The organism is Rhodococcus sp. WB1 (genome assembly GCF_001700945.1).
In the GTDB taxonomy this organism is placed as follows: domain Bacteria; phylum Actinomycetota; class Actinomycetes; order Mycobacteriales; family Mycobacteriaceae; genus Rhodococcus; species Rhodococcus aetherivorans.
On sequence record NZ_CP015529.1, the window covers coordinates 2096008 to 2109228 of the forward strand.

The following is a 13221-nucleotide window of genomic DNA, read 5'->3' on the forward strand; positions in this document are numbered from 1 at the left end:
GAAGGCGAGAGCCCATGACGCCCCCGCACAACTACCTCGCCGTAATCAAGGTCGTCGGTATCGGCGGTGGCGGCGTGAACGCGGTCAACCGCATGATCGAACAGGGACTCAAGGGAGTCGAGTTCATCGCGGTGAACACCGACGCCCAGGCCCTGCTCATGTCCGACGCCGACGTCAAGCTCGACGTGGGCCGTGAGCTCACCCGGGGGCTCGGCGCCGGCGCGGATCCCGAGGTCGGCCGCAAGGCCGCCGAGGACCACAAGGACGAGATCGAAGAGGTGCTCAAGGGCGCCGACATGGTCTTCGTCACCGCCGGCGAGGGCGGCGGGACCGGCACCGGCGGCGCGCCCGTGGTCGCGAGCATCGCCCGCAAGCTCGGTGCGCTGACCGTCGGCGTCGTCACGCGGCCGTTCTCGTTCGAGGGCAAGCGCCGCGGCGGCCAGGCCGACACGGGCATCCAGACCCTGCGCGAGTCCTGCGACACCCTCATCGTCATCCCCAACGACCGGCTGCTGCAGCTCGGCGACGCCGCCGTCAGCCTCATGGACGCGTTCCGCTCCGCCGACGAGGTGCTGCTCAACGGTGTCCAGGGCATCACCGACCTCATCACCACCCCCGGCCTGATCAACGTCGACTTCGCCGACGTCAAGGGCGTGATGTCCGGCGCCGGCAGCGCGCTGATGGGCATCGGTTCCTCCCGCGGTGAGGGCCGGGCCATCAAGGCCGCCGAGGCGGCGATCAACTCGCCGCTGCTCGAGGCGTCGATGGAAGGCGCGCGCGGCGTGCTGCTGTCCATCGCCGGCGGCTCCGACCTCGGCCTGTTCGAGATCAACGAGGCGGCTTCGCTGGTGCAGGAGGCCGCCCACATCGACGCGAACATCATCTTCGGCACCGTCATCGACGACTCCCTGGGCGACGAGGTGCGCGTCACCGTCATCGCGGCCGGGTTCGACGGCGGCACCCCGGCGCGGCGTCCCGTGGAATCGGCCCCGCCGACCACCGCAACGCGCGGCGGCACCATCGGCGCGGGACGTGCCGGCGACGTCGGCCGCCCGGAGCGGGAGCGGGCCGAGGAGATGCCGGCGCGCGAGCAGCAGCCCGTCGCGGGCAGTTCGCTGCCGCCGATCGGGTCTGCGCAGCCGGCACGGCCGGTGGAGGTCGACGAGGACGGCGACGACGACGTCGACGTGCCGATCTTCATGCGCCGGTGACGGTGGCACAGTCGGCTCTCCGGGCGCGGCGGGTCGTCACCACCCGCGCCGGCGGCGTCTCCGCCCCGCCCTACGACTCGTTCAATCTCGGTGACCACGTGGGTGACGACCCGGCGGCGGTCGAGGCGAACCGTCGCCGCCTCGCCGCGGCGATCGGGCAGCCCTACGAACGGCTGGTGTGGATGGAGCAGATCCACAGCCGCAACGTCACCGTCGTGGACGGCCCGGTCGACGGCCCGGTGCCCGCGACCGACGCCCTGGTCACGCGCGAGCCCGGCCTCGCGCTCGTCACCCTGAGCGCGGACTGTGTGCCGGTGCTGCTGTCGGACGAGGAGGCAGGCGTGATCGCCGCGGTGCACGCGGGCCGGATCGGCGCCCGCGTGGGCATCGTTCCCCGCGTCCTGGACACGATGGTCGAGCTCGGTGCGCACCGCGAGCGCATCGGCGCGTTCCTCGGGCCCGCCGCGAGCGGACGCCGGTACGAGGTGCCCGCCTCGATGCAGGCCGACGTCGAGGCCCACCTGCCCGGCAGCGCCACCCGCACCGTGCGGGGCACGCCCGGGCTGGACCTGCGCGCGGGGCTGCGACGGCAACTGCGCGCGCACGGCGTCGTGGCGGTCGCGGAGGATCCCCGGTGCACCATCGAGGATCCGACGTTGTTCAGTCATCGCCGTCAGGCGCCGACCGGGCGGTTGGCGGCGGTGATCTGGCTCGAGGCCGTATCGGCCACCGGTGCCGGAGGTGGCCGGTGAGCGCAGCGGATCCCGGCGCGCGGCGCGCCGAGATCGCGGACGGGCTGCGGCGGGCACGCGAGCGGCTCGACGCCGCGGCCCGGGCCGCCGGCCGCGACCCGGCGGAGATCGCCCTGCTGCCGGTGACGAAGTTCTTCCCGGTCTCCGACGTGGAGATCCTCTACGGACTCGGGTGCCGGGCCTTCGGCGAATCCCGCGAACAGGAGGCCGCCGCGAAGGTTGCCGAATTCCGTTCGCGTACAACCGATCCCGCTGTCGCATGGCACATGATCGGTCGGCTGCAGCGCAACAAGGCGCGTGCCGTCGCCCGCTGGGCCCACACCGTGCACTCGGTCGACAGCGTCCGGTTGGCGCACGCACTGGACGCCGGTGCGCAGGCCGCGCGGGAGTCCGGCGACCGCGAGACGCCCGTACGGGTGCTGCTGCAGGTCAGCCTCGACGACGATCCGCAGCGGGGCGGGGTGAGCGCCGCGGACCTGCCCGCACTCGCGGACGAGGTCGCCGCCGCCGGCGGACTCGAGTTGCGGGGCCTGATGGCGGTGCCGCCACTGGGATGGGACCCGGACGCCGCATTCGAACGGCTCGCCGGGCTCCACAGCGGGCTGCGCTCCGATCATCCCGAGGCCACCGAACTGTCGGCCGGCATGTCCGGCGACCTCGAGGCGGCGGTGCGATGGGGTTCGACATGCGTGCGTGTCGGAACCGCGGTGTTGGGCTCGCGGCCGTTAGCCTGAGTGTCGACCGCCGCGCGAGGAAGGTTGATCCATGAGCTCACTCCACAAGTTCAAGGCGTACTTCGGGATGGTGCCGCTCGAGGAATACGAGGACGACTACCTCGACGACCCCGCGAGCGCCCGCCGTGAGCGCGACCGGGAGTACGACGAGCCGCCGTACGCCGGCGGTGGTTACGGCCCGTCGCACCGCGACGAGTACAAGGCGGCGCGCCGGGAGGACGCCGGCCGCGACTTCGAGCCGGACGGCTTCGATCGCTACGAGCCCCCCGTGCGGGCGGCCCGCGTGGAGCCGATCACGGCCCGCGCACCGCGCCCGACCCCGCCGCCTGCCCGCGCCGCCGCGCGGTCGTCGCTCGGCTCCGAGGGCCGGCTCGAACGGTCCGAGGCCCGTCGCGGCGCACTGTTCGACGAGGGAGGCCCGTTGTCGAAGATCACCACGCTGCGTCCCCGGGACTACGGCGAGGCCCGCACCATCGGCGAGCGGTTCCGCGACGGCACCCCGGTGATCATGGATTTGGTGGAGATGAGCAACGCCGACGCCAAACGGCTCGTCGACTTCGCCGCCGGGCTGGCCTTCGCGCTGCGCGGCTCGTTCGACAAGGTCGCCACCAAGGTGTTCCTGCTCTCCCCGGCGGACATCGACGTCTCCGCCGAGGAGCGCCGCCGGATCGCGGAGACGGGGTTCTACAACCAGCAGTGACCTGAACCCGCAGCGGCGGTTCCGGCACGGTCGACGCCCGGTGCCCGGTGTACAACACCGGACGCCGGGCGTTTCGGTTTGGCTCGATCCGCCGTCGTCGGGCAGAGTGGGCGGGTGGCCGTATTCGAGGTGCTCTGGTTCCTGCTGTTCATTTTCTGGCTGCTGCTGATCGGCCGGATCATTGTCGAGTTCATCCGGACGTTCGCGCGGGACTGGAAGCCGACGGGATTCGTCGTCGTCGTTCTCGAAGCAATCTTCACGGTCACCGATCCGCCGGTGAAACTGTTGCGCCGGCTCATTCCTCCGCTGAATCTCGGGGGAGTGCGACTGGATCTGTCCATCATGGTGCTGCTGTTCATCGTCTACTTCCTGATGGCGTTCATTCCCCGAGGTGGGACGCTCTGAGGGCCGACACCTGCTCGGACGATCCGCGCGAAAGCCGCCCTGTGCCAGAATGGGGTGCCAGTTACAGTGAGTTTGATACGCGTGACGCACTGTGGATATAACTGAATGCTTGCTTGACCGCTCACACGACGCGTGAAGGGATCCTTCCATGCCGCTGACCCCAGCTGATGTGCACAATGTCGCGTTCAGCAAGCCGCCGATCGGAAAGCGTGGCTACAACGAGGACGAGGTCGACGCGTTCCTGGATCTCGTCGAGCAGGAACTGACCCACCTGATCGAGGAGAACGCCGACCTGCGGCAGCGGGTGGCCGAGCTCGACCAGGAGCTCGCCGAGGCCAAGAAGGGTGCCCGACCCGGCGCGGCGGCACCGGCCCAGCCGGCCAAACCGGAGCCCGCTCGCGTCGTCGAGGCGCCGAAGCCGCCGGAACCCGCTCCGGCGCCGGCGCCCGCACCGGCGCCCGCACCGGTTGCGGCCGCACCGGCCTCCGGAGACGCGAGCATGCAGGCCGCCAAGGTCCTGGGCCTGGCCCAGGAGATGGCGGACCGCCTCACCGGCGACGCCAAGGCCGAGGCCGAGGAGCTGCTGCGCAACGCCCGCACCAATTCCGAGCAGCTCATCTCCGATGCGCGCACCCGCAGCGAGGCGATGATCGCCGACGCGCGGCAGAAGTCCGAGGCGATGCTCGCCGACGCCCGCACCCGCTCCGAGACGCAGCTGCGCCAGGCCAAGGAGAAGGCCGACGCGCTGCAGGCGGACGCCGAGAAGAAGCACACCGAGATCATGGCGACGATCAACCAGCAGCGCTCGGTGCTCGAGGGCCGCATCGAGCAGCTCAAGACCTTCGAGCGCGAGTACCGGGTGCGCCTGAAGTCCTACCTCGAATCTCAGCTCGAGGAGCTCGAACAGCGCGGTTCCGCCGTGCCGGTCGACGGTGGCCAGGAGGCGTTCAACCAGTCGAACTCCTCGTTCGGTTCCACGTCCTTCGCCAAGGGCAACAGCTGATCGAGGCGGCGGTCCGATGGCCGGGTTCCGATGAGGGTGCGCCGTGCTGGTGGTGACTCTCGCCCTTGCAGCCGTCGGCTTCGGCATGCTCGTCGTGGCCCTCATGACGGGGTCCGTGCTGTGGGCCTGGGGTTGCATCGTCGTGTGTGTGGTGGGCGCGGTCCTGTTGCTGATCAGCGCATTGAGTGGCAAGCGGACCGCGCCCCCGACGACGACGGGATCCGAGCCGAGACGGCGCCGCGAGGGACGCGATCCGAGCGAGTGAGCGCGGCAGCATAGAATAGTCCGAGAACAGTTTGCAGTGCTTTCCCCCGGCAGCCGCCGGGGACGGCGTCGATCCGGCCATCACCGGGGAGCCTTCGGAAGAACGGCCGTGCCGACCGGCACGACTCAGTAGAACCGAACGGGTGGGCCCGTCACAGCCCGAACGAGAGGCCCGTCCGGCCGGCAGAGCCCGGAGGGACGGTGCAAGCGGGGTGGTACCGCGGTTGCCGGCGCACAGGGCGCGGCGATCGTCCCCGTGCCGGACACGTCTAGGCACGAGGAGTCACGCTGTGACGAAGAGCACCCCCGACCGCCCGCAGGCCCCCGACGCACCGACCGGCGGATACCCGCGCGTCGACTACGGGGTCGCCAAGGACTCGGGCATCGACTTCCCCGAGCTCGAGGTGAAGGTCCTCGACGGGTGGGCGAAGGACGACACCTTCCGCGCCTCGGTCGCGAATCGCGACGGCGCCGACGAGTTCGTCTTCTACGACGGCCCGCCCTTCGCGAACGGCCTGCCCCACTACGGGCACCTGCTCACCGGCTACGTCAAGGACCTCATCCCGCGCTTCCAGACGATGCGCGGCAAGAAGGTCGAACGGCGCTTCGGCTGGGACTGTCACGGCCTGCCCGCCGAGCTCGAGGCGGAGAAGCAGCTCGGGATCAAGGACAAGTCCGAGATCGACACGATGGGGCTGGCCGAGTTCAACGCCTACTGCAAGACGTCGGTGCTGCGGTACACCGGGGAGTGGCGCGACTACGTCACCCGGCAGGCCCGCTGGGTGGACTTCGACAACGACTACAAGACCCTGGACCTCGACTTCATGGAGTCGGTCATGTGGGCCTTCAAGCAGCTCTACGACAAGGGCCTGATCTACCAGGGCTTCCGGGTCCTGCCGTACTCGTGGTACGAGCAGACCCCGCTGTCGAACCAGGAGACCCGGCTCGACGACGCCTACAAGATGCGTCAGGACCCGGCCGTCACCGTCGACATGGTGGTGCGCGCACCGGGCAGCGAACTCGACGGCGCCAACGCCCTGATCTGGACCACCACGCCGTGGACGCTGCCGTCCAACCTCGCGATCGCGGTGCACCCCGACATCACCTACGTCGCCGTCCGCGTGGGCGAGGGTGACGACGCGAGGACGTATGTGCTCGCGGAGGACCGACTCGGTCACTACGCCCGCGAGTTCGGCGACGAACCCGAGGTGCTGGGCCGGTACACCGGCGCGGACCTCGTCGGCCTGGCCTACGAGCCGCCGTTCGACTTCTTCGTGGGCCGGGAGAACGCCCACCGGATCATCGCGGCCGACTACGTCACCACCGACTCCGGCACCGGAATCGTCCACCTGGCACCGGCCTTCGGTGAAGAGGACATGGAGTACTGCCAGCGCAACGGCATCGAGCTGGTGCAGCCGCTCGATCCGGGCGGAAAGTTCACCGCTCTCGTTCCGCCCTACGAGGGTCTGCAGGTCTTCGACGCCAACCCGGTGATCATCAAGGACCTCAAGGCCGCCGGAAAACTGTTGCGGCACGAGACGATCGAGCATTCCTACCCGCACTCGTGGCGGTCCGGCCGGCCGCTGATCTACATGGCGGTCCCGTCGTGGTTCGTCGCCGTGACCCGGTTCCGGGACCGCATGGTGGAGCTGAACCAGCAGATCACCTGGGTGCCCGAGCACATCCGCGACGGCCAGTTCGGCAAGTGGCTCGAGGGTGCCCGCGACTGGAACATCAGCCGGAACCGCTACTGGGGCAGCCCCATCCCCGTGTGGGTCTCGGACGATCCGGCCTACCCGCGCGTCGACGTGTACGGCTCCCTCGACGAGCTCGAACGCGACTTCGGGGTGCGGCCGAGCGACCTGCACCGGCCGATGATCGACGAGCTGACCCGCCCCAACCCGGACGACCCGACCGGGAAGTCGACGATGCGCCGCGTCCCCGAGGTGCTCGACTGCTGGTTCGAGTCGGGGTCGATGCCGTTCGCCCAGGTGCACTATCCGTTCGAGAACACCGAATGGTTCGACTCGCACTATCCCGGCGACTTCATCGTCGAGTACAACGGTCAGACCCGCGGCTGGTTCTACACCCTGCACGTGCTCGCCACCGCGCTGTTCGACCGCCCCGCGTTCAAGACCGTCGCGGCCCACGGCATCGTGCTGGGCGACGACGGGCTGAAGATGAGCAAGTCCAAGGGCAACTACCCCGACGTCAACGAGGTGTTCGCCCGCGACGGCTCCGACGCCATGCGCTGGTTCCTGATGTCCTCGCCCATCCTGCGCGGCGGCAACCTCGTCGTCACCGAGCAGGGCATCCGCGAGGGCGTCCGGCAGGCGCTGCTGCCGCTGTGGAACGCGTGGAGCTTCCTGCAGCTGTACGCGTCCAAGCCCGGCACGTGGCGCACCGACTCGCCGCACGTACTCGACCGGTACATCCTGGCCAAGCTCGCCGCCACCCGCGACGCCATCACCGACGCGCTCGAGGTGGTCGACATCGCCGGAGCATGCGACGAGCTGCGTACCTTCAGCGACGCCCTCACCAACTGGTACGTGCGCCGCTCCCGCAGCCGGTTCTGGGACGAGGACGCCGACGCGATCGACACCCTGCACACGGTGCTCGAGGTCGTCAGCCGCCTCGCCGCCCCCATGCTGCCGCTGGTCACCGAGGTGATCTGGCGCGGCCTGACCGGCGGCCGCTCCGTGCATCTGGCGGACTGGCCGGCCGCCGGGGACCTGCCGGCCGACCCGGCCCTGGTCGAGTCGATGGACGAGGTCCGCTCGGTGTGCTCGACGGTGCTGTCGCTGCGCAAGGCCCAGAAGCTGCGCGTGCGGCTGCCGCTCCCGCAGGTCACCGTCGCCGCCCCCGAGGCGCACCGGCTGCAGCCGTTCGCCGAGCTCGTCCAGGACGAGGTCAACGTCAAGTCGGTCGAGCTGACCGAGGACGTCGATGCGCACGGCCGCTTCGAGCTGGTCGTCAACGCCCGGGCCGCGGGACCGCGCCTCGGCAAGGACGTGCAAACGGTGATCAGGGCCGTCAAGGCCGGGGACTGGTCCGAGGCGGCCGACGGCACCGTCACGGCCGCCGGTATCGCGCTGCTGCCGGAGGAGTACACCACCCGCCTGGTCGCGGCGGAGCCGGAGTCGACGGCCGCGCTGCCCGGCGGCGCCGGCCTGGTGGTGCTGGACTCCACGGTCACCGAGGAGCTCGAGGCCGAGGGCTGGGCGAAGGACCGGATCCGCGAGCTGCAGGACGCCCGCCGCAACCTGGGCCTGGACGTCTCGGACCGCATTTCCGTCGTGTTCGAGGTGCCGGCCGACCGCGCCGACTGGGCACTGCGGCACCGCGAGCTCATCGCCTCGGAGGTGCTCGCCACCAGCTTCGAACTCGCGCCCGCCGGGGACGGGGCGCTCGACCTCGGTGAAGGGGTGCGCGCGGCCATCGTCAAGGCATGAGCGTCCCGGTGACCGGGGTGCGCGGCGCGGCCACGACGGCGGTGACGCCGATGCGGGCGTGATGTCGGTGCGAGGGGCGAGGATGCCCGGGTGCCCCCCGTGGTGAATCCGAGCGGTCGGCGCTGGGTGCTGCACCTGGACCTGGACGCCTTCTTCGCCTCCGCCGAACAACTGACCCGGCCGACCCTACGGGGTCGGCCGGTGCTCGTCGGCGGCCTCGGCGCGCGCGGCGTCGTCGCCGGGGCCAGCTACGAAGCCCGCGTCTTCGGGGCGCGGTCGGCGATGCCGATGAGCCGGGCCCGCCGGCTGGTGGGGCCCGCCGCGGTGGTGCTGCCGCCGCGCGGGGTGCTGTACCAGGCGCTCAGCCAGACCGTGTTCGACGTGTTGCGCGAGCGCATCCCCGTGCTCGAGACGCTGTCGCTCGACGAGGCGTTCGCCGAACCCGCCGAGCTCGCCGGCGCCGCCCACCACGACGTGGAACGGTTCTGTGCGCGGCTGCGCGACGAGGTGCGGGCCCGCACCGGCCTCGTCGCGTCCGTCGGCGCCGGCTCCGGCAAGCAGATCGCCAAGATCGCCTCCGGCCTCGCCAAGCCCGACGGAGCGCTCGTCGTGCGTCCCGAGGAGGAGTTGGCGCTGCTGCACGGCCTGCCGGTACGCAAGCTGTGGGGGATCGGACCGGTGTCGGAGGAGCGCCTGCGGCGTCTGGGCATCGACACGATCGGTGACCTCGCCGCGCTGCCGGTCCCGGAGGCGGCCTCGATCCTGGGCGCCACGGTCGGCCCGGCGCTGCACCGGCTCGCCAACGGGCACGACGATCGACCGGTCGTCGAACGCGCCGACGCCAAGCAGGTCAGCGCCGAGACGACGTTCCCGACGGACATCGTCACCCTCGCCGAGCTGCGACGTGCCGTCACCGGCAGCGCCGCCGCAGCGCATCGCCGGTTGCGGCGCGACGGCCGGGCCGCCCGGACCGTCGTGCTCAAGCTGCGCAAGGCCGACATGAGCATCCTCACCCGCTCGTCGACGCTGCCGTACGCCACCGAGGATGTGGCGACGCTCACGGCGGCGGCGCAGCGGCTGGCGCTCGACCCGCTCGAGATCGGCCCGATCCGCCTCGTCGGCGTCGGCCTCGCCGGCCTGTCCAGCATCCGGCAGGAGTCGCTGTTTCCCGAGCTCGAGCAGCCCCCGGAGGACCCGGTGGAGTCGTCGCCGGACGCCGGGCCGGAGCACGTCACGACGGTGACGGGACGGCGGTGGCGTCCCGGCACGGACGTGCGGCATCCGGAGTTCGGACACGGCTGGGTGCAGGGCGCCGGGCACGGCGTGGTGACGATCCGCTTCGAGACGCGCTCGACCGGGCCGGGGCCGGCCCGCACCCTCGACGAGAACGATCCCGCCCTCTCCGAGGCCGATCCGCTCGCCGGCCTCGGGTGAGCGCGCGGGCCCCGCCGCTCTCACGGTCTTCTTACTACCGCCGGGTACGCTTACGGGCGATCCGCTGTCCCGGTGGAGCATCCGCTGCTGGATGAACCGAGCACGGTACACCCGTGCACGATCGAGAACGAGAAGGACGAGAAGTTGAAGCTTCGCAAGATCACTGTCGCCACGGTGGCTCTGGCCGCCGCCCTCACGATGTCCGCCTGCAGCTCGGACGACGGAGGTAGCTCGACCTCGACCTCGGCGAAGACCACCACCAGCACCACGACCGCCGCCGCGCAGTACCCGCCGGTGCCGACCGTCGAGGACCTCAACGCCATGCTGGCCAAGGCGTTCGACGAGACCGTCCCGGCCGAGGAGAAGGTGAACCTCGTGCAGGGTGCCGAGCAGGATCCCGCCCTGATCGACCAGGTCGCCGCCGCGGCCAAGCAGGCCGGCGCGCAGATCACCGTCCTGGACGTCAACGACAACCAGAACGGCACGGTCACCGCCGGCATCGAGACTCTGCTGGCCGGTGCGCAGCAGCCCGCCGTCGGCACCGTCGACTTCGTCGCGGAGAACGGCGTGTGGAAGCTGTCGAAGAACAACGCCTGCGCCATCGTCGCGACGGCTCAGCTGCAGTCGCCGGCCTGCGCCTGACGGAGACCGACACGGCGGCCGGGGCGGAGATCCGCCCCGGCCGCCGTCGCGTCCGCCCGTCCGCTCAGGACTGCCAGCGCACCCGGTCCACCAGGGTCTGCGCCAGACGGGTGGTGCCCGCGGGATCGCTGTACGCCTGCTCCCCGCCGACCGTGAGGTCCCCGGCGATCGGGAGCGGCCGGCCGAGGTCGATGGTCATCGTGCCTTCGCCGGTCATCTCGTACCGGTCGATGTTCAGCCGACCGGACCCGTTCGGCAGCGCCCAGGTGGCCTCGCGCGGGGTCTGGGTGATGCGCAGGTGCACGGTCAGTAGGTCGCCGTCCCGCTCGAGCAGGCTCGCGGTGGCGACCTGATCGAGCGCCATCCCGCTCATCACCTGTTGGTGGATCTCCCACACCCCACCCACGCCGATCTCCTCCTCGGGGAACGACACCATCCGGTACACGGCCTGGTAGAAGGCCTGCTCGATGGCCGATCGGGCGATGTCCGCGGAGTCCGGCGTGGGATCGAGCCGCAGCGCGCTCACCGCGCCGGACGGGGACATCGTCAGTCCCGCCTCGGATCCCCGAGCGGGCCCGAGCGCTGCGGCGAGGGCCGCATCCGGCGAGGTGGCGTCGTCGATCCGCAGGTCCACGAGGCTGCTCGGCGAGGCGTCCGACACGGCGTCGCTCACCCGCGCGGTGAGAGGCAACGTCAGTTCGGGGGTGGAGAAGTCCTGTGCCGGCTGATCGCCGATCGACTGGAAGACCTGCGAGGCGGTCGTCAGCGCCACCTGCTGGCTCGTGTCGACGGGTGGGGTGAGCCGGATCCGGCTGCGCGGCTCGGCCCCCGGCTCCAGGACCACCGCGGTGACCGCGGCGACGGGCACCGTGACCTCCGTCGAGGTCGCCGTCGACGTGGGGGCGGCACCGTCGGCGGAGTTGCCGCACCCGGCGAGGAGGGTGGTCAGGGACAGGGCCACACCGAGGGAGCGGGCCCTCGGGCGGGCGAATCTGGGCAGCACAGGCACGCACCCCAGGGTAGCCACGGCGGGCGGGGTGGCCGTCGCGCTCCTCGAATGGGGGATGATGGCAGGGTGACCGACGACCCCACCGAGCACGATGCCCACCCCGACGCCGTCGCGGAACCCCCGGTTGCGTCGTCCTCGGCCGGAACCCCGGCGAAGGACGCGCCCGCGCCGGCCCGGCGGCTGCGCGAGCTGCTCGCCCTCGCCGCGGTGATCTTCGGGTTCGACCTGCTCACCAAGGTGCTGGCCGTCCACTACATCGATCCGGCCGATCCCGTCTCGATCGTCGGGGACACCGTGACGCTCACGTTGGTGCGCAACCCGGGCGCCGCCTTCTCGATGGCCACCGGCATGACGTGGCTGCTGACCCTGGTCGCCGTCGCCGTCGTGGTGGGCGTGGTCAGGATCGGCCGCACGCTGCGATCGGGCTGGTGGGCGCTGGGACTCGGGCTCGTCCTCGGGGGCGCGCTGGGTAATCTCGTCGACCGGATCTTCCGTTCCCCGGGCCCGCTGCAGGGCCACGTCGTCGACTTCGTGTCGGTCGGCTGGTGGCCGGTGTTCAACGTCGCCGATTCCGCCATCGTCTGCGGCGCGATCCTGCTCGTGGCGCTGACCGTCTTCGGCGTCGAACCGGACGGCTCGCGGAAGACCGGCTCCTCCGACAGCAGAAAGGAAGCACACAAGTGAGAGAAACCCGGGCGATGCCCGTCCCCGACGGGCTCGACGGGATGCGGGTCGACGCGGGCCTGGCACGGCTGCTCGGCCTGTCGCGCACGGCGATCGCCGCTCTGACCGAGGAGGGAGCCGTCCTGGTCGACGGTGCCGCCGCGGGCAAGTCCGATCGACTGTCCGCCGGTTCCTGGCTCGAGGTGGAACTGCCCGAGCCGCCCCGGCCCCTCACCATCGAGGCGACGCCCGTGGAGGGCATGGAGATCCTCTATGCGGACGACGACATCGTCGCCGTCGACAAGCCCGTCGGCGTCGCCGCGCACGCGAGCGTCGGCTGGACCGGGCCGACCGTGATCGGCGGACTGGCGGCCGCCGGATTCCGCATCTCCACCTCCGGCGCCCACGAGCGGCAGGGCATCGTCCACCGCCTCGACGTCGGCACGTCCGGGGTCATGGTCGTCGCGACGTCCGAGCGCGCCTACACGGTGCTCAAGCGGGCCTTCAAGCAGCGCACCATCGACAAGCGCTACCACGCCCTCGTGCAGGGGCACCCCGATCCGAGCAGCGGCACGATCGACGCGCCGATCGGCCGGCATCGCAGCAGCGACTGGAAGTTCGCCGTCACCGCCGACGGCAAGCCCAGCATCACCCACTACGACACGATCGAGGCGTTCCAGGCCGCGAGCCTGCTCGACATCCACCTCGAGACCGGCCGCACCCATCAGATCCGCGTGCACTTCTCCGCGCTGCGGCACCCCTGCTGCGGTGACCTGACCTACGGCGCCGACCCGCGCCTGGCCGAGCGGCTCGGCCTCGAGCGGCAGTGGCTGCACGCCCGGTCGCTCGGGTTCGCGCATCCCGCCGACGGGCGCTGGATCGAGATCACCAGCAAGTACCCGGCCGACCTCGAGCACGCGCTCGCCGTGCTGCGCAGCGCCTGACCGTGCGG

Annotated in this window: 13 protein-coding genes; 12 read left to right on the plus strand and 1 reads right to left on the minus strand. The window is 71.2% G+C overall.

The window, feature by feature from the left end:
- Positions 1–14: 14 nt before the first annotated feature.
- The 10 genes from ftsZ (at position 15) to A4U64_RS09455 (ending at position 10597) form a co-directional block, all read left to right on the plus strand.
- Positions 15–1211 (plus strand): cell division protein FtsZ, encoded by a 1197-nt coding sequence (ftsZ, locus tag A4U64_RS09410; RefSeq protein WP_006933411.1) that lies wholly within the window; start codon positions 15–17, stop codon positions 1209–1211.
- Complete coding sequence (gene pgeF / locus A4U64_RS09415) at positions 1208–1963, plus strand: peptidoglycan editing factor PgeF (protein WP_006933412.1); 756 nt, start codon at positions 1208–1210, stop codon at positions 1961–1963. The genes ftsZ and pgeF overlap by 4 nt, the downstream gene beginning before the upstream one ends.
- A complete protein-coding gene (locus tag A4U64_RS09420; RefSeq protein WP_006933413.1) occupies positions 1960–2697 on the plus strand; it encodes a YggS family pyridoxal phosphate-dependent enzyme in 738 nt (245 codons plus the stop codon). Before pgeF ends, A4U64_RS09420 begins: the two co-directional genes overlap by 4 nt.
- A 31-nt stretch (positions 2698–2728) precedes the next feature.
- Positions 2729–3397: a cell division protein SepF gene (locus A4U64_RS09425; RefSeq protein ID WP_006933414.1), complete on the plus strand. Its 669-nt coding sequence runs from the start codon at positions 2729–2731 to the stop codon at positions 3395–3397.
- 114 nt (positions 3398–3511) lie between these two features.
- Entirely contained in the window at positions 3512–3802 is a 291-nt protein-coding gene (locus A4U64_RS09430; protein ID WP_003938221.1) for a YggT family protein, read from the plus strand.
- A 148-nt stretch (positions 3803–3950) separates the two neighbouring features.
- Positions 3951–4805 carry a DivIVA-like cell division protein Wag31 gene (wag31, locus tag A4U64_RS09435; RefSeq protein WP_043801962.1) on the plus strand — a complete coding sequence of 285 codons (855 nt, stop codon included), beginning with the start codon at positions 3951–3953 and terminating at the stop codon, positions 4803–4805.
- A 43-nt stretch (positions 4806–4848) separates the two neighbouring features.
- A complete protein-coding gene (locus A4U64_RS09440) occupies positions 4849–5070 on the plus strand; it encodes a hypothetical protein (RefSeq protein ID WP_006933419.1) in 222 nt (73 codons plus the stop codon).
- A 289-nt stretch (positions 5071–5359) separates the two neighbouring features.
- Positions 5360–8521 (plus strand): isoleucine--tRNA ligase, encoded by a 3162-nt coding sequence (ileS, locus tag A4U64_RS09445; RefSeq protein ID WP_006933421.1) that lies wholly within the window; start codon positions 5360–5362, stop codon positions 8519–8521.
- A 90-nt stretch (positions 8522–8611) separates the two neighbouring features.
- Positions 8612–9955 carry a DNA polymerase IV gene (locus A4U64_RS09450; protein ID WP_006933423.1) on the plus strand — a complete coding sequence of 448 codons (1344 nt, stop codon included), beginning with the start codon at positions 8612–8614 and terminating at the stop codon, positions 9953–9955.
- 144 nt (positions 9956–10099) lie between these two features.
- Positions 10100–10597, plus strand: coding sequence for a hypothetical protein (locus A4U64_RS09455; protein ID WP_029544171.1), 498 nt, complete (start codon positions 10100–10102; stop codon positions 10595–10597).
- Positions 10598–10661: 64 nt separating this feature from the next.
- Here the strand turns inward: A4U64_RS09455 and A4U64_RS09460 are convergent, their stop codons facing one another.
- The gene (locus tag A4U64_RS09460) at positions 10662–11606 is read right to left on the minus strand and encodes a hypothetical protein (protein WP_373566437.1); all 945 of its coding nucleotides are present in this window, start codon (positions 11604–11606) and stop codon (positions 10662–10664) included.
- Between the two features lie 48 nt (positions 11607–11654).
- On the opposite strand from A4U64_RS09460, the gene lspA reads away from it, so the two are divergent.
- Together lspA and A4U64_RS09475 are read left to right on the plus strand one after the other, a co-directional pair.
- The gene (gene lspA, locus A4U64_RS09470; protein WP_037200951.1) at positions 11655–12290 is read left to right on the plus strand and encodes a signal peptidase II; all 636 of its coding nucleotides are present in this window, start codon (positions 11655–11657) and stop codon (positions 12288–12290) included.
- Positions 12291–12304: 14 nt separating this feature from the next.
- Complete coding sequence (locus tag A4U64_RS09475) at positions 12305–13213, plus strand: RluA family pseudouridine synthase (RefSeq protein ID WP_174824791.1); 909 nt, start codon at positions 12305–12307, stop codon at positions 13211–13213.
- Positions 13214–13221: the final 8 nt, after the last annotated feature.

Excerpts from the sequence above, each read along its gene's own strand:
- ftsZ (WP_006933411.1), top strand. The coding sequence starts at position 15 with ATGACGCCCCCGCACAACTACCTCGCCGTAATCAAGGTCGTCGGTATC.
- A4U64_RS09475 (WP_174824791.1), top strand. The coding sequence starts at position 12,305 with ATGCCCGTCCCCGACGGGCTCGACGGGATGCGGGTCGACGCGGGCCTG.
- lspA (WP_037200951.1), top strand. The coding sequence starts at position 11,655 with ATGGGGGATGATGGCAGGGTGACCGACGACCCCACCGAGCACGATGCC.
- wag31 (WP_043801962.1), top strand. The coding sequence starts at position 3,951 with ATGCCGCTGACCCCAGCTGATGTGCACAATGTCGCGTTCAGCAAGCCG.
- A4U64_RS09425 (WP_006933414.1), top strand. The coding sequence starts at position 2,729 with ATGAGCTCACTCCACAAGTTCAAGGCGTACTTCGGGATGGTGCCGCTC.